The sequence below is a fragment of the Sphingobium sp. AP49 genome (genome assembly GCF_000281715.2).
Classification (GTDB): Bacteria; Pseudomonadota; Alphaproteobacteria; order Sphingomonadales; family Sphingomonadaceae; genus Sphingobium.
This window is the reverse complement of sequence record NZ_CP124576.1, coordinates 4,153,205-4,167,987: the sequence shown is the minus strand read 5'-3', so window position 1 is coordinate 4,167,987 and position 14,783 is coordinate 4,153,205. Positions and strand designations below refer to the sequence as shown.

General features: G+C 63.0%; 16 protein-coding genes and 1 tRNA gene. 15 read left to right on the top strand and 2 right to left on the bottom strand.

From position 1 onward, the window contains the following. Positions 1-10: 10 nt before the first annotated feature. The 6 genes from PMI04_RS19680 to PMI04_RS19655 all read left to right on the top strand — a co-directional run bounded on the left by PMI04_RS19680 (position 11) and on the right by PMI04_RS19655 (position 3,574). Positions 11-1,300 (top strand): adenosylmethionine--8-amino-7-oxononanoate transaminase, encoded by a 1,290-nt coding sequence (locus PMI04_RS19680; protein WP_007712962.1) that lies wholly within the window; start codon positions 11-13, stop codon positions 1,298-1,300. A 58-nt stretch (positions 1,301-1,358) separates the two neighbouring features. After that, positions 1,359-1,577 (top strand): translation initiation factor IF-1, encoded by a 219-nt coding sequence (gene infA / locus PMI04_RS19675; RefSeq protein WP_003049127.1) that lies wholly within the window; start codon positions 1,359-1,361, stop codon positions 1,575-1,577. Between the two features lie 13 nt (positions 1,578-1,590). After that, positions 1,591-2,163 carry a nucleoside triphosphate pyrophosphatase gene (locus PMI04_RS19670; protein ID WP_007712961.1) on the top strand — a complete coding sequence of 191 codons (573 nt, stop codon included), beginning with the start codon at positions 1,591-1,593 and terminating at the stop codon, positions 2,161-2,163. A gap of 109 nt (positions 2,164-2,272) precedes the next feature. Then, positions 2,273-3,262: a hypothetical protein gene (locus PMI04_RS19665; protein WP_007712960.1), complete on the top strand. Its 990-nt coding sequence runs from the start codon at positions 2,273-2,275 to the stop codon at positions 3,260-3,262. Further along, a complete protein-coding gene (yacG, locus tag PMI04_RS19660) occupies positions 3,252-3,446 on the top strand; it encodes a DNA gyrase inhibitor YacG (protein WP_037486940.1) in 195 nt (64 codons plus the stop codon). Before PMI04_RS19665 ends, yacG begins: the two co-directional genes overlap by 11 nt. 52 nt (positions 3,447-3,498) lie before the next feature. Then, positions 3,499-3,574, top strand: a tRNA-Phe gene (locus tag PMI04_RS19655). A gap of 406 nt (positions 3,575-3,980) precedes the next feature. On the opposite strand, the gene PMI04_RS19650 is transcribed toward PMI04_RS19655, so the two are convergent. Next, positions 3,981-5,486: an AcvB/VirJ family lysyl-phosphatidylglycerol hydrolase gene (locus PMI04_RS19650; RefSeq protein ID WP_157178173.1), complete on the bottom strand. Its 1,506-nt coding sequence runs from the start codon at positions 5,484-5,486 to the stop codon at positions 3,981-3,983. Between the two features lie 162 nt (positions 5,487-5,648). On the opposite strand from PMI04_RS19650, the gene PMI04_RS19645 reads away from it, so the two are divergent. The 8 genes from PMI04_RS19645 to PMI04_RS19610 all read left to right on the top strand — a co-directional run bounded on the left by PMI04_RS19645 (position 5,649) and on the right by PMI04_RS19610 (position 12,982). Then, entirely contained in the window at positions 5,649-6,308 is a 660-nt protein-coding gene (locus PMI04_RS19645; RefSeq protein WP_007712958.1) for a hydrolase, read from the top strand. Between the two features lie 102 nt (positions 6,309-6,410). Further along, positions 6,411-7,250 carry an alpha/beta hydrolase gene (locus PMI04_RS19640; protein WP_007712957.1) on the top strand — a complete coding sequence of 280 codons (840 nt, stop codon included), beginning with the start codon at positions 6,411-6,413 and terminating at the stop codon, positions 7,248-7,250. A gap of 23 nt (positions 7,251-7,273) precedes the next feature. Next, complete coding sequence (locus PMI04_RS19635) at positions 7,274-7,522, top strand: XapX domain-containing protein (protein WP_007712956.1); 249 nt, start codon at positions 7,274-7,276, stop codon at positions 7,520-7,522. Beyond that, a complete protein-coding gene (locus tag PMI04_RS19630; RefSeq protein WP_007712954.1) occupies positions 7,519-9,444 on the top strand; it encodes an amidohydrolase in 1,926 nt (641 codons plus the stop codon). The genes PMI04_RS19635 and PMI04_RS19630 overlap by 4 nt, the downstream gene beginning before the upstream one ends. Before the next feature lie 129 nt (positions 9,445-9,573). Beyond that, entirely contained in the window at positions 9,574-10,473 is a 900-nt protein-coding gene (locus PMI04_RS19625; RefSeq protein WP_007712952.1) for a hypothetical protein, read from the top strand. A gap of 5 nt (positions 10,474-10,478) precedes the next feature. Continuing rightward, positions 10,479-10,901 carry a DoxX family protein gene (locus PMI04_RS19620; protein WP_007712950.1) on the top strand — a complete coding sequence of 141 codons (423 nt, stop codon included), beginning with the start codon at positions 10,479-10,481 and terminating at the stop codon, positions 10,899-10,901. Continuing rightward, positions 10,894-12,252, top strand: a complete 1,359-nt coding sequence (locus PMI04_RS19615; protein WP_007712948.1) for an alginate export family protein — start codon at positions 10,894-10,896, stop codon at positions 12,250-12,252. Before PMI04_RS19620 ends, PMI04_RS19615 begins: the two co-directional genes overlap by 8 nt. Positions 12,253-12,286: 34 nt before the next feature. Continuing rightward, entirely contained in the window at positions 12,287-12,982 is a 696-nt protein-coding gene (locus PMI04_RS19610) for a YoaK family protein (RefSeq protein WP_283184818.1), read from the top strand. Here PMI04_RS19610 and PMI04_RS19605 read toward each other — a convergent pair. Then, on the bottom strand, positions 12,979-13,908 hold the full coding sequence (locus PMI04_RS19605) for a LysR family transcriptional regulator (protein WP_007710168.1): 930 nt from the start codon (positions 13,906-13,908) through the stop codon (positions 12,979-12,981). The genes PMI04_RS19610 and PMI04_RS19605 overlap by 4 nt on opposite strands. A 122-nt stretch (positions 13,909-14,030) precedes the next feature. Here PMI04_RS19605 and PMI04_RS19600 point away from each other — a divergent pair, with 122 nt between their 5' ends. Continuing rightward, positions 14,031-14,729, top strand: coding sequence for a pirin family protein (locus tag PMI04_RS19600; RefSeq protein WP_007710171.1), 699 nt, complete (start codon positions 14,031-14,033; stop codon positions 14,727-14,729). Positions 14,730-14,783: the final 54 nt, after the last annotated feature.

The window sequence follows — 14,783 nt, the reverse complement described above, 5'->3', positions numbered from 1 at the left end:
GGGGACGCCGATGACCTCTCCTGTCTGGCACCCCTTCACCCAGCACGGCCTCAACGAGCCTATTCCCCATGTCGTCCGGGCGGAGGGGGCGACCCTGCATCTGGCTGATGGCAGCACGCTCGTCGATGCTATTTCCAGCTGGTGGGTCACGACTCATGGTCATTGCCATCCGCGCATCGCCTCTGCCATCGCGCGTCAGGCTGGACAGCTCGACCAGTTGATCTTCGCGGGTTACACCCATGAACCGGCCGAGGCAGTCGCGCGCGGCCTGGTCGATATCATGCCGCAGGCGCGGGGCCGCGATCCGCTGGCCCATGTCTTCTTTTCCGACAGCGGGTCGACCGCGGTGGAAGTCGCGCTCAAGATGGCGCTCGGCTATTGGCATAATCGTGCGCTCGACGGGCTGGGCGATGCGCGCAGCCGCATCCTGGTGCTGGAGCACAGCTATCATGGTGACACGATCGGGGCGATGTCCATCGGCGAGCGCGGGGTTTATAATGCCGCCTGGACGCCTTTGCTGTTCGATGTCGGCACTATTCCCTTCCCCCATCCGGGCCGCGAGCCGGAAACGCTGGCCGCATTGGAAGCCGCGTGCGCCGACCGGCCAGCCGCCTTCATCGTCGAGCCGCTAATCCTGGGGGCAGGGGGGATGCTGATCTACCCGCCACATGTGTTGCGGGCCATGGCTCATATCTGCGCGCGCCATGACGTGCTGTTCATCGCCGATGAGGTGATGACCGGCTGGGGGCGCACCGGCACCCGGTTCGCCTGCGAGCAGGCGGAGGTGGTGCCGGACATCATGGCGGTGGCCAAAGGCATTACCGGGGGTGCCATTCCGCTCGCTGCGACGCTGGCGACTTCGCGCATCTTCGAGGCGCATCGATCGACTGACCGGGCGCGGCTCTTCTACCATTCGTCCAGCTATACCGCGAACGCCATTGCCTGCGCCGCCGCCGCTGAAAATCTTGCGATATGGCGGGAGGAGGATGTGCGGGGGCGGATCGATACGCTGGTGCGCGGCCTTGCCGATCGACTGGCCATATTGGCCGGCCATCCGGCCTTTGCTAACCTGCGCCAGATTGGCACGATCATGGCGATCGATCTTGTTACGGCCGATGCGGGGTACCTCTCCGATCTTGCGCCGCGACTGCGCGCCTTCTTTCTGGAACGGGGTATCTTGCTAAGGCCGCTCGGCAACACCATCTATCTCATGCCGCCCTATTGCATCGATGCGCAGCAGCTCGATGCCGTCTTTGCGGCGCTCGTCGCTGCCGGCGATCGCTTTGGCGTGCCGTCCTGACTTTCATTTTCCATCATTTGGCGCTATGGCGGCGCGATTTTTTCGATTCTGGGATATTATGGCCAAAGAAGAACTGCTTGAAATGCGCGGACAGGTTGTGGAGCTTCTCCCCAACGCCATGTTCCGCGTGCGCCTTGAGAATGATCATGAAATTCTCGGTCACACTGCTGGCAAGATGCGTAAGAACCGCATCCGCGTGCTGGTCGGTGACGAAGTGCTGGTCGAACTGACGCCATACGACCTGACCAAGGGTCGGATCACGTACCGCTTCAAATAAGCCGCATTTTTTGATGCGACTCATTCTAGCTTCGGCTTCCCCCAGGCGGCATGATCTTCTGGGGCAGATAGGTGTCGTCCCCGATGCCGTTGATCCTGCCGATATCGACGAAACACCGGGCAAGGCGGAGCTGCCGGCCGCCTATGCCGCGCGGGTCGCGGCCGAAAAAGGCGCGCTGGTTGCCGCCCGTCACCCGGGTGCACTGGTCTTGTCGGGCGATACCGTGGTTGCCGCTGGCCGCCGCATCCTGCCCAAGGCGGAAAGCGAAGGGGAAGTGCGCGCCTGTCTTGACCTATTGTCGGGCCGTCGGCACCGCGTTTACAGCGCGATCACGCTGATCGATGCGACAGGTGTGGTGCGGCACCGCCTTTCTACCAGTATCGTTATTTTCAAGCGGCTGGAGCGGAGCGAGATCGACTGTTATATTGCCAGCGGCGAAGGGTTTGGCAAGGCGGGCGGCTATGCGATCCAGGGTCGTGCAGCCGGGTTGATCCGTAGCATTCAGGGGAGCCACAGCGCTATCATGGGCCTGCCGCTCTATGAAACTCGCACGTTGCTCAAGGCGGCGGGTTACCCATTAGACTGATTTCGAGTGGTGCATTTGGTTGCTCGATACTCTCGATAAGCAAGAAAAGGGCTAATTCCGATCGGATTGATTCGGAATGGACCGCAAGGACAGGCGATTAGGAACATACATGGCCGAATGGCTCTATGAAGAAGGCATTGGCGAGGCGCGGGCCGCCCTGATCGAAAAGGGCCGTATCGTCGAGGCGCTAGTCGAGCGGGAGGACGCGGCCGCTCGGGCTGGCGCGGTCCTGCAGGCACGTCTGATCCAGAGCATCATCCCGCGCAAACGCGGCGTTGCACGGCTGATTTCCGGTGAGGAAGTGCTAGTCGAGCCGATTCCCCCCAAGGTCGCCGAAGGCGCTAATATCCTGGTCGAGATTCTGCGTGAGGCGATCGCCGAGGAAGGGCGTGAAAAACGCGCCAAGGGCCGGGTCGCTCAGCCGGGCGCGAAGGTGCATTCTGGTGCCAGCCTGTTGCAGCGCTTGCGCGCGACCGATATCGCCGTTCGACCTTGTCCCGCCCATGAGGAGGATCGGCTCGAAGCCCATGGCTGGAGCGAGCTGATGGACGAGGCCATGTCCGGCAACGTGGGAGGGGAGGACGCCGCGCTCCGCATTTTCCTCACGCCCGCCATGATCCTGATTGATATTGACGGAAGCCTGCCACCCGCGCAACTCGGTCCCAAGGGGGCCAAGCTGTCTGCCCAGGCGATCCGTCGCATGGGTCTGGCTGGTTCGATCGGCATTGACCTGCCGACCATGAACAACAAGGATGAACGCATCGTCGCCGCAGCGCAGATCGACAAATATCTGCCGCTGCCCTTTGAACGGACGGCGGTCAACGGTTTTGGTTTTGTCCAGATCATTCGCAAGCGCGAACGCGCGAACCTGATGGAGGTGATGCGCGAGGATCCGGTGCTGACCGCCGCACTGGCCCTTCTGCGCCAGGCCGAGCGGTACGGCAATGGTGGTGCGGTGACGATCACTGCCGCGTCTGCGATCGTGGATATGTTGCACAAGCGGTCTGACTGGATCGAGCATCTGGCGCGCCGCCGTGGTGGCGAAGTGACGCTGCGCGCAGATGCGGCCCTGACCTTGGCAGCCGGCCATGTCGCCTGATTTGGGGGCCTGCCCGGTCTGCGGCCAGCGCACCCAGGCTGAAATTCGGCCATTTTGCAGCACCCGTTGCCGTGATCGCGACCTGCTGCGATGGTTGGGCGAGGGCTATCGGGTAGCCGGTCCGCCGGCCGATGAAGACATGCAAAAAAATGGCAATTATGGGCTGGACAGGGAGTCGGATTGACGCCTATAGGCACGCCTCCAAGCCAACCGGAGCCTTTGCCCGGACAGGCGATGCCCGGGTAGCTCAGTTGGTAGAGCATGCGATTGAAAATCGCAGTGTCGGCGGTTCGAATCCGTCCCCGGGCACCACATCTCCTTTCGCCAATATTCACTGACGGGTTTGCAAAGCCCGGGAATCTGCCATGTTCAAGGCTGGTTTTCGCCGACGGCCGGAGATTTTGGGCACCAGAGCAGAGCCTGGTCCCCGCATGGTCCCGGGCGACATGGAAAAGACCCTCATGTTGGTGTTGACTAACGCAGCGATCAAAAATGATGGGCTCTATAAAAGGAGCGATGCGGGCAGGCTTTTTTGTTGGTCCAACCGAGCGGCAGAGAGCTGTCGCGGCTGATACCGGGTTGAGGGCAAGGGTGATCTGGAGATGGCGCGGTAGATGCGTCAGTTCGCCAGTCAGATGTTCATAGGTCGCCGTGACTTGGCCCAGGTCGGACCCTGCGCACAGTGCTGGAAGCCATCCGGATTGGAACTACCCGAACTTCAGCGCGCCACGAATCCAGCCTTCCTGCGGCCAAGAATGATCCGTGCAAGCAGCGCCGCATTGCGGTTGAAGTGATGATCGCCCGGTACGATGAATTGCTGCGCTTGCCCCGGCGGGATCGCAGCACAAGCGCTCTCAGCTTCTACCTGCCCGCGCACGCACAGTAGCCGGATCCCTTTCATTCGTTGGATTGCCGGGAGTGTAGGGCGCGCGTTGGCGGAATCGATATCCAGCCAGGATGACAGGTGGAACTGGAAGTCGGCGGTAGCACTGAGGCCAAGCAACGCCACGCTATCGATGCGCGAGCGTGCATCGAGGTCCAGATTGTCCACCATATAAGGCATGACATCTGCCCCGAAACTATAGCCGATCAGCAAGACGCGCCGCTTTTGCCAGCGCTGACTGAACGCCCGGATCAACTGTGCCAGATCCTGCCCAGCGCCTTGTGGTGTTCGGGCGGTCCAGAAATAGGCAAGGCTGTCGATCCCGACTACGGGTATGCCCGCGCCGGCCAGTTGGGTCGCAAGATCACGGTCGATGCCGACCCAGCCGCCATCGCCGGAATAAGCGATCGCCATCAGGTCATCGACTCCTTTGCCGGTTGCCGGAACCAGAGTAAGTGGCATGTCAGGGAGCGGTATGTGTCCCGGTAGCGGAGCCGCTGCCGGGCGGGGCAGCAGCGACAGGATCGAGCTTCCCACCTGCTCGTTTAATTGGTTCGGGGGTTGGGTACTATCGCCTTGCCGGGGGAGGCGGATCAGACGCGCGCCGGGCACGGCGGCCACGAAATGGAGTAGACGCTGCGGAGCGATGCTCGGCGGTTCGGCCGACTGTAACGCGATCCAGCCGATCCGATTGTGGCGATTGGGGGCGAAGCGCCATCCGGCATGCGGACCGGTGACGCGACCGGCGGCGAAACCGGGCGCCGCGCACCAGGGCTTGCGACCGGCAAGGCTGGGTACCGGATCGATCGATATTACCCCTTGATAGCTGCCATCGGGCCATTGGGCGAGCGCGCCGAACGCCAATGTCGCACCCGCGCCGAGCCCGGCCACTATCGGCTTGTGATAACGATCGACCTCTGCTCGATGCTGGACATCGCGCGACAGAGCAATCAGAGCGTAATTGGGATTTATGCACTTGCCAGGTGCCTTTTCGAGCCTTTGGACCAGCGACGGCGTAGAGGCACCTGCGACCAGAAAGCCCTGTTTCGCCAAGCTGCGGGCCATGACCGTTTCAGCGCTACCCCAACCATTTTTGTCGGACAACAGCAGGACGATGGCGCGGGGGACGCTAGCGGGCCGATGGAGATGGATTTCGCCGAGGGGCGCGAGGCTGTAGCTGCTTTCATGAGCCACCAGATGAAGCGGTGCTTCGCCAGCATCGGAGGCTGGCGCCAGCAGGATCATAACGACCATGGCAAGGGCAGCGAGCCGTTGACGAACCGTCATGATTTCTCCTCGCTTGATGGCTGACATCTTCCTGATATCGCTATCGCGGGCCATGCGTCCTGCACAAGAGGGCAGTGATTCCCGCATAGATATGCTTTTCAGAAATATAGAACGATATAGCCGAATTTATACGCCTGTTTCGCAAAGATGCTTCGCCATAGACCTGTTTTCAGCCCAGACGCACCGGGCGCCACAGAGTTTCAGGAGGAGTTACCCATGTCGATCACCGCCACCCCGACCCCTGCCAAGGCCCTGCTGAATCCCAGCAACCACGCCCTGGTCCTCATCGATTTCCAGTCGCAGATGGCTTTTGCCACCAAGTCGATCGCGCCTGAATTGCTGCGCAACAATGCCGCGCTGGTTTCCAACGCCGCCGCCGGCTTCAATGTCCCCACCATCCTCACCACCGTCGCTGAAAAGAGCTTTTCCGGCCCGATGTTCAGCGAGATCACCGAAGCCTTCAACAACCAGCCGATGCTCGATCGCACCTCGATGAACACCTGGGAAGATGCTGCGGTGATCGAGGAAGTGAACCGCATCGGCAAGGAACGTCTGGTGTTCGCCGGTCTGTGGACCAGCGTCTGCATCGTCGGTCCGGTCCTGTCGGCCATCGAACAGGGGTTCGAGGCCTATGTCATCACCGATGCCAGCGGTGATATCAGCGAGGAAGCCCATGAACGCGCCGTCGAGCGCATGATCCAGGCGGGCGCCCGTCCGATCACCTCGCTGCAATATCTGCTGGAACTTCAGCGCGACTGGGCACGTACCGAAACCTACGACATGACCACCGGTATCGCCCGCAAATGGGGCGGCGCCTATGGCTTGGGCATCACCTACGCCAAGACCATGTTCGGCGCATCGGAAGGCGGCCACTAAGCCCCGCCATTCTGCGGCCGGGCCGACATCTCCCGACCCGGCCGCTTCCCTCACCTGTCTTTCTCTTCTTCTTTTTCTCCCGCCCCGTGAAAGGATATTCCCATGACCAATTTCGTCACCACCAAGGACGGCGTCCAGATCTTCTACAAGGATTGGGGCAGCAAGGATGCCCAGCCGATCATGTTCCACCATGGCTGGCCGCTGTCGGCGGACGACTGGGACGCGCAGATGCTGTTCTTCCTGTCGAAGGGCTATCGCGTCATTGCCCATGACCGCCGCGGTCATGGCCGTTCCGCCCAGGTCGATTTCGGTCATGACATGGATCATTATGCCGCCGACGCAGCCGCCGTCGCCGAACATCTCGACCTGCGCAATGCCATCCATATCGGCCATTCGACGGGCGGCGGCGAGGTCGCGGCCTATGTCGCCCGCCATGGCCTGCCGCAGGGGCGCGTCGCCAAGGCAGTGCTGGTCAGCGCCGTCCCGCCGATCATGCTGAAGACCGATCGCTATCCGGGCGGCTTGCCGATCGAAGTGTTTGACGGTTTGCGTGCCGGCTTGGCCGCCAACCGTGCGCAATTCTTCCATGACGTCGCGGCTGGCCCCTTCTATGGCTTCAACCGCGACGGTGCTGACGTGAAGCCTGCCGTCATCGAAAATTGGTGGCGCCAGGGCATGATGGGCAGCGCGCTTGCTCATTCTGAGGGGATCAAGGCTTTCTCCGAAACCGATCAGACCGATGATCTCACGGCAATCACCGTGCCGACCCTGGTTCTGCATGGCGATGACGACCAGGTCGTCCCCTACAAGAATGCCGGTGTGTTGCAGGCCGAAATCCTGCCGAACGCGACGCTCAAAATCTATGAGGGCTATTCGCATGGCATGCTGACGGTGAATGCCGACGTGCTGAACGCCGACATCCTCGCCTTCATCCAGGCCTGATCGAAACCGGGGAGAACGGACCCATGAAAGCCTATCTTCTCTCGCTGGGCGCCGGGCTGCTGGTCGGCATCGTCTACAGCCTGCTTGGCGTCCGTTCTCCCGCTCCGCCGGTCATCGCCCTGATCGGGCTGGCCGGGATACTGGTCGGGGAGCAGATCGTCCCGGTCGCCAAGCGGCTGCTTGATCGCACGGAACTGACCGCCTTCGTCACCACCGACTGCGCCCATCACATCCTTGGGCAATTGCCGACAAACCGGAAGCAGGACGCATGATCACCCGTCGCCAGGCGCTCGCCAGCGCTGCCACCACCGCTCTTCTCACCGCCACCGAAAGCTTCGCCATGACCCGCAAGGATATCCTCATCACCAATGCCAAGGTCACGACGCTGGATCGGGAAAATCCGGTCGCCGACACGGTCGCGATCCGCGATGGCAAGTTTCTGGCGGTCGGGACAGAGGGTGAGGTCCGCGCCGCCGCCGGCGCCGACGCGATCGTTATCGATGCCAAGGGGCGTCGCCTGATCCCGGGCCTCATCGACAGCCATATCCATGTCATCCGGGGTGGCCTCAACTATAATATGGAACTGCGCTGGGAAGGCGTGCCGAGCCTGGCTGAGGCGATGGCGATGCTGAAGCGCCAGGCCGAAAATACGCCGCCGCCGCAATGGGTGCGCGTCGTGGGCGGCTTTACTGAACATCAGTTTGCCGAGAAGCGCCTGCCCACGATCGAGGAGATCAATGCCGTCGCGCCCGAGACTCCGGTCTTCATCCTGCACCTATACGACCGCGCCCTGCTGAACGCCGCCGCGCTGCGGGCAGTGGGCTATACCAAGGATACGCCCAATCCGCCGGGTGGCGAGATCGTCCGCGATGCGCAGGGCAACCCGACCGGCCTGCTGCTGGCTCAGCCTAATGCGACGATCCTCTATGCGACCCTTGCCAAGGGGCCGAAGCTACCGCCGGAATATCAGGTGAACAGCACGAAGCATTTCATGCGCGAGCTGAATTCCCTGGGCGTTACCAGCGTGATCGACGCGGGCGGCGGGTCGCAAAATTATCCCGACGATTATGAGGTCATCGACAAGTTGCACAAGGATGGCGAACTGACGCTGCGCATCGCCTATAATCTCTTTACCCAGAAGCCGAAGGAAGAACTGAAGGACTTCGCCACCTGGTCGACCAAGATCAAGCCGGGCGATGGCGATGATAGCTATCGCCACAATGGCGCGGGCGAGATGCTGGTCTATTCGGCGGCCGACTTCGAGGATTTCCGTGTCGCCCGCCCCGACATGCCGCCGCAGATGGAGGGCGATCTGGAGCCGGTCATCCGCCTGCTTGCCGAACGGCGCTGGCCCTGGCGCATGCACGCGACCTACGACCAGACGATCGGCCGCGCCCTGGATGTGTTCGAGAAGGTCAATCGCGATATCCCGCTGCAGGGCCTCAACTGGTTCTTCGACCATGCCGAGACGATCAGCGAGCGCAATATCGACCGGATCGCGGCGCTGGGCGGCGGTATCGCCGTGCAGCATCGCATGGCCTTCCAGGGCGAATATTTCGTCGAACGTTATGGCGCTAAGGCCGCTGAGGCCACCCCGCCGATCAAGCGGATGATGGCGGCAGGCCTGCCGGTGGGCGCCGGCACGGATGCGACCCGGGTGGCGAGCTATAATCCCTGGGTGTCGCTCAGCTGGCTGGTCACGTCGAAGACGGTCGGCGGGTTGGCCCTCTATCCGGTTCGCAACCGCCTGGATCGCGAGACCGCGCTGCGCCTGTGGACCGAGCAGAACACCTGGTTCTCGAACGAGGTCGGCAAGAAGGGCCAGATCAAGGCCGGGCAACTGGCCGATCTTGCCTTGCTGTCGGACGATTATTTCTCGGTGCCGGAGGATGAGATCGCGCATCTCCGTTCGGTGCTGACCATGCTGGGTGGCAAGATCGTCTATGGCGAGGGCGATTATGGCGCGCTGGCGCCGGTCGCGCCCAAGGCGATGCCGGACTGGTCGCCGGTCGCAACCTTTGGCGGCTATTACCGCCGGGACGAAACTGCGAAGAAGCTGGCTTCGGCCTGCGGTTGTCACTCTGCCTGTGGCGTGCATGGCCATGACCATGCCGCAGCGCTGGGCGCCAATGTTCCCGCTGCCGATGTGCAGAGCTTCTGGGGAACGCTGGGCTGCGGCTGCTGGGCGGTGTGACGCAGTTCATTCTATAATATCGAACATAATCGTCTATATTATTCGGATCGTTAGTCTTTAGACCTCTGCCTAAACAGGTTCTGCCACATCGATCGAGAGGGTTCGCCCTCTCCAACCGGAGCAACAGACATGAAGCGTTTCACCCTGATGGTGGCGACTGCCCTGGTCGCCATCAGCCCTGCCGTCGCGCCTGCAAAACCCACCGCACCCGTGACCGCCGACTATTCCGTCGGCCCGCAATATGACACCACCCATGTCTATGTGGCGCCGGAGGATTTCGATCGCTTCGTTGCCAGCTTCACCGCCACATTCGGCGGCACCACCAGCAAGCAGGGCGCGTTTCAGGTTACGCCCACCGCCAGCAAGACCAAGTCGCAGCTCGCACTGACGCCGGCCGGCACCATTTCCGTTTTCGGTTTCCTGACGCCCATTCCCTATCCCTTCGGTGCGGAGCGGACCGGCTATCTTGTCAGCGACATGGACGGTGCGGTCGCGTCCGCAGTCAAGCATGGGGCAACCCGCCTGATCACGAGCTTCCCCGATCCGATCGGCCGTGACGTCGTGGTGCAATGGGCCGGCGGCGTGAACATGCAGCTTTATTGGCATACTACCAAGCCCAGCTATCCGGCGCTGGCGACCGTGCCGGAAAACCGCATCTACCTGACCGCTGATGCGGCCGACCTGTTCGTCAAGCAGTGGACGGGCTTTGCCCATGCCAAGGTGACGTCGGATGACAAGGCAGCACCCGGCGCGGAAATCGGCCAGCCGGGCAAGACGTATCGCCGCATTCGGTTGACGTCGGGCTATGGCAAGATGAGCGTCATCGTGTCGGACGGGCAACTGCCCTGGCCCTATGGCCGTGATATGACCGGCTATGCAGTGTCCAACCTGTCCGTCACGCTGGACAAGGCTAAGGCGGCGGGCGTCGAGACGCTGGTCCCGGCCCATGCAGAAGGTGATCGCCAGGCCGCGATTGTCCGCTTCCCCGGCGGCTATATCGCCGAAGTTCACAGTGTCGCTGGGGAGTGAAGGACATGGCGTTCACCCCCCGTTTCGTGGCCGCCATCCTGGACTGGCGGCCGACCTGGTTCATCGCCCGGCTGGCGCTGACCAGTGCCTATCTGCTGGGCGGTATCGTCAAGCTGACCGACTGGCAGGGTGCCGTCGCCGAGCAGGCGCATTTCGGCATGAGCCCGCCAGCGCTGTGGGCGGCGTTGACGATCGGCCTTGAACTGGTCGGCCCCGTGCTGATCCTGACCGGCCGCCTGGTCTGGCTGGGAGCAGGGATGCTGGGCGTCTTCACCCTGCTGGCGGCTTTTACCGCCAATGCCTTCTGGGCGATGCCGGCCGGGCAGGACCGCTTCATGGCGACCAACGCCTTTTTCGAGCATATCGGCCTGATTGGCGGTTTCATCGCGGTCGCCATGATCGCTAACCGGCGCGCCGCAGATGCCTAAGCATGGCCTGCCTTTCCTCGCGCTGCTGGCGCTGCCATTCCCGGCCGCTGCCCAGCCGCGTGAGGCGTGGCAGGCACCGACGCTCAGCATCACCCGCTATGAGGAGGATTGGTCTGACCTCGCCGATGCCAAGAAGCGTGGCCATCACTGGACCGGCCCGTTCAAATATATCCCCCTGGGCGACGATGCCTGGTTGTCGACCGGCATCGAGTTGCGTGCCCGGGTCGAAAGCTATGACAATAATCTCTGGGGTGGGGCACAGGCGCGCGACGACGCCTATCTCTGGCTGCGGGCTTTGCCCTATGCCGATCTGCATGTCGGCAAGGTCCGCGCCTTTGTCCAGCCGATGATCGCCTATGCCGTCGGCGTCGCGCCCTCTGCGGGGCCAGTGGATCAAAGCCGCGTCGATCTGCTACAGGGCTTTGCCGAGGCGGATCTTGGACCGGTTACCGTGCGTGCCGGGCGGCAGATGCTGTCGCTTGGCACCGAACGGCTGGTGGGCACCCGCTATGGTCCCAATGTCCCCCTCGCCTTTGACGGCGCACGGGCCGACATGCGGATTGGCAACGCGACGGTCAGTCTGCTGGCGGTGAAGCCCGTGCAACCCGGCCTCCACAGTTTCGACGATGCGACATCCGACACCAAGGCCTTGTGGGGGGCCTATGCGAGCCTGCCCGAGATCGACCTCTATTATCTGGGCTATCGCAACCGTGCGGCCCGGTTCGGCGGCGACGAGGGGCGGGAAGTGCGGCACAGCCTGGGGCTGCGCAGCCATGGCGTGCGGGGCGACTGGCACTGGAATGTTGAGGGCGTCTATCAGTTCGGCGACTATGATGGCCAGCGTATCGCCGCCTGGACGTTGGGCACCGAGATCGGCCGCACATTCCCCGCTTTGCCCTTGGCGCCGGATGCGACCCTGCGCGTCAACATCGTCAGTGGCGACAAGAAAGCCGATGACGGCCAGCTCGGCACCTTCAATGCGCTGTTCCCCAAGGGCAAATATTTCGGCGAATTGTCGCCGGTTGGCCCGACCAACATTATCAGCGTCAATCCACGGATCAGCGGCAATCTGGGCGAGGGCGTCTCCGCCAGCCTCGCTGCCATGGCCTATTGGCGCTACTCCACGGGGGACGGCGTCTATGACATTCCCGGCAATCTGATCCGCGCGCCGGGCGACAGCGACGCGCGCTTCATCGGCAAGGAGGCCGAGGCGACGATCGCCTGGCAGGCCAGCGCCGAATGGGAATTGTCCGCCTCCTTATCCGCCTTCGCGCCGGGCGCCTTCATCCGCGACACCGGCCCGGCCAAGACGATCACCATGCTGGGCCTTGAAAGCAATTTCCGTTTCTGACGGCCATTTTGACATTGAACCAAGGGATAGTGCCATGACCGCCACCAAAGCCTCCACCGCGCCATTGCCCTGGCTGCTACTGCTCCTGTCCGTGACCACGGGCCTGGTCGACGCGATCAGCGTGCTGGGCCTGGGCAAGGTGTTTACGGCGAACATGACAGGCAACATCGTCTTTCTGGGCTTTGCCGCTGCGGGCACGCCGGGCTTCCGCGTCGCCCCCTATCTGGTGGCGATTGCGGCGTTCCTGATCGGCGCGCTGGTCGCTGGGCGCGTGGGGAAGGGGCATGCCGGTCTGCCGCTGCGTCGCTGGCTGATGTTGGCTGCGCTGATCGAGGCGGCGCTGCTGTGGATAGCCGCCGGTGTCGCTGTCGGCTTCGACATTCCCGCCCAATCGCCCGGTACCAGCCTCTATGTGATCATCGCGCTCACCGGCCTTGCCATGGGGTTTCGCAATTCGACCATTCGCCAGCTCAAGGTGCCGGACCTCACCACCACGGTGCTGACCCTGACCCTGACGGGCATTGCGGCCGATTCCAGTCTGGCTGGCGGTAGCAATCCCAATATCGCCCGCCGTATCGGCAGCGTGGCCGCCATCTTCCTGGGCGCGGCCATCGGCGCGGCGCTGGTCACCCATGGCGGACTGGTTTCGCCGCTGCTTCTGGCCGGTGCGCTGGTCCTCGCCGGTACGGCCGCCTGCGCGCTGCATCCAGCCGCGCGCGAACCCGCCTAGACGTCGCTCATCCCGGCCGCCTCGCGATCGTCCGCGCCCAAGGCGACGAACTGGTCGATCAGCCAGGACGCGGCCGGGCCGGGCGGGGTGTCGCGGCGCCAGATGCCCGAGAAGCGATAGGTGCCGCCGGGATGATCGGGCATGGCCAGCCGGACCAAAGTGCCGGCGACCAGATCCGCCTCGATCATCGGCAGCGGCATATTGCCCCACCCAATCCCCTCGCGCAGCAGCGCATGTTTCGCACCCAGATCGGCAAGGCGCCAGGTCTTGGGGCTGCTGACCGAGAAATCGCGGCCTTCGGTAAAGCGCGAACGGTCGGTCAGCACCAACTGGGTATAATCGCGCCCGGCGCCCGGCGCGATCGCCTCCATCCGGCCGAGCGGATGGTCGGGCGCAGCAACAGGGACCATCGGCACTAGCCCGGCCGCCATGCTCTCGATTCCCTCGACCCCGGCCGACAGCGGCCCGGACAGGCCGATCACCGCGCCCCGGTCCAGCACCATCGCCACGATCGCGCCCAGCGCTTCGGCATGGAGGCGCAACTGTACCGTCGGAAATTCCTTGGCGAAGGCGCGCAGCACCTTGCCCAGCCGTTCGGCCGGCAACATCACGTCGACGGCCAGATTGACCTCCGCCTCCAGCCCGTCGAGCAAGCCCTTCACCTTGGCCCGCAGCCCGTCCATGCCATGGGCGATGCTGCGTGCTTCGGCCAGCAGCGCCCGGCCGGCGACCGTCAGCTGCGGCTTGCGGGTGCCTTCCCGGTCGAACAGCATCACGCCCAGCTGCGCCTCCAGATTGGCGATGCCATAGCTGATGACCGAGACGGCACGGTTGAGCTTGCGCCCCGCGGCGGCGAAACTGCCGGTGTCGACGATGGTCAGGAAGATGCGGAGCTGGTCGAAGGTCGGGGTGCCGGGATTATGCAATGTTCGATTTCCTGGAACGTTTCGATGGATTTTATCCATCTGATCGGGAAAGCATTCAAGCGCTATCTGGATCTTCGACAGGGCGGCCCCATCCTGGATGTGCCGCCCGCAGGAGATATCAGATGATCGAACTTCGTCCCTTCGGCAGCCTGGGCGGCGCCAATCATGGCTGGCTGGATGCCAAGCATCATTTTTCGTTCGCGGGCTATCATGATCCTGCCCGCGTTCATTGGGGCAATCTGCGTGTCTGGAATGACGACGCGATCGCGCCCAATACCGGCTTTCCGCCGCACCCCCATCGCGACATGGAAATCATCACCTATGTTCGCGAAGGGGCGATCACCCACCAGGATAATCTGGGCAACAAGGGCCGGACCGAGGCTGGCGACGTGCAGGTCATGTCGGCCGGCACCGGCATCACCCATTCGGAATATAATCGCGAGGATGTGACGACGAAGATCTTCCAGATCTGGATCATCCCGACCCGCGACGGCGAAGCGCCGAGCTGGGGTGCCCGGCCTTTCCCCAAGGGCGAGCGGAGCGGCCAGTTCGTGACGCTGGCGTCGGGCTATGAGAATGACAATGACGCACTGCCGATCCGCACCGATGCGCGCGTGGTTGCCGCGACGCTGAAGGCCGGCGAGAGCGCCGAATATCCGATCGGCAAGGATCGCAAGGCCTATCTGGTGCCGGCGACCGGGGCGATTCAGATTGATGATGTGCGTGCCAATGCCCGCGACGGCGTGGCGATCAGCGATCTTGACGTGATCCGCGTGACGGCGATCGAGGATAGTGAGATCGTGCTGGTCGACGCGGCCTGATGATAAAGGGAAGGGGCGCCGATGACACGCTCCTTCTTTTCCAGAATGTAGAAC

What these genes read in the sequence shown, in the direction of transcription:
- PMI04_RS19680 (WP_007712962.1), top strand. Translation starts at nt 11, where the DNA reads ATGACCTCTCCTGTCTGGCACCCCTTCACCCAGCACGGCCTCAACGAG.
- infA (WP_003049127.1), top strand. Translation starts at nt 1,359, where the DNA reads ATGGCCAAAGAAGAACTGCTTGAAATGCGCGGACAGGTTGTGGAGCTT.
- PMI04_RS19670 (WP_007712961.1), top strand. Translation starts at nt 1,591, where the DNA reads ATGCGACTCATTCTAGCTTCGGCTTCCCCCAGGCGGCATGATCTTCTG.
- PMI04_RS19665 (WP_007712960.1), top strand. Translation starts at nt 2,273, where the DNA reads ATGGCCGAATGGCTCTATGAAGAAGGCATTGGCGAGGCGCGGGCCGCC.
- yacG (WP_037486940.1), top strand. Translation starts at nt 3,252, where the DNA reads ATGTCGCCTGATTTGGGGGCCTGCCCGGTCTGCGGCCAGCGCACCCAG.
- PMI04_RS19650 (WP_157178173.1), bottom strand. Translation starts at nt 5,486, where the DNA reads ATGGCCCGCGATAGCGATATCAGGAAGATGTCAGCCATCAAGCGAGGA.
- PMI04_RS19645 (WP_007712958.1), top strand. Translation starts at nt 5,649, where the DNA reads ATGTCGATCACCGCCACCCCGACCCCTGCCAAGGCCCTGCTGAATCCC.
- PMI04_RS19640 (WP_007712957.1), top strand. Translation starts at nt 6,411, where the DNA reads ATGACCAATTTCGTCACCACCAAGGACGGCGTCCAGATCTTCTACAAG.
- PMI04_RS19635 (WP_007712956.1), top strand. Translation starts at nt 7,274, where the DNA reads ATGAAAGCCTATCTTCTCTCGCTGGGCGCCGGGCTGCTGGTCGGCATC.
- PMI04_RS19630 (WP_007712954.1), top strand. Translation starts at nt 7,519, where the DNA reads ATGATCACCCGTCGCCAGGCGCTCGCCAGCGCTGCCACCACCGCTCTT.
- PMI04_RS19625 (WP_007712952.1), top strand. Translation starts at nt 9,574, where the DNA reads ATGAAGCGTTTCACCCTGATGGTGGCGACTGCCCTGGTCGCCATCAGC.
- PMI04_RS19620 (WP_007712950.1), top strand. Translation starts at nt 10,479, where the DNA reads ATGGCGTTCACCCCCCGTTTCGTGGCCGCCATCCTGGACTGGCGGCCG.
- PMI04_RS19615 (WP_007712948.1), top strand. Translation starts at nt 10,894, where the DNA reads ATGCCTAAGCATGGCCTGCCTTTCCTCGCGCTGCTGGCGCTGCCATTC.
- PMI04_RS19610 (WP_283184818.1), top strand. Translation starts at nt 12,287, where the DNA reads ATGACCGCCACCAAAGCCTCCACCGCGCCATTGCCCTGGCTGCTACTG.
- PMI04_RS19600 (WP_007710171.1), top strand. Translation starts at nt 14,031, where the DNA reads ATGATCGAACTTCGTCCCTTCGGCAGCCTGGGCGGCGCCAATCATGGC.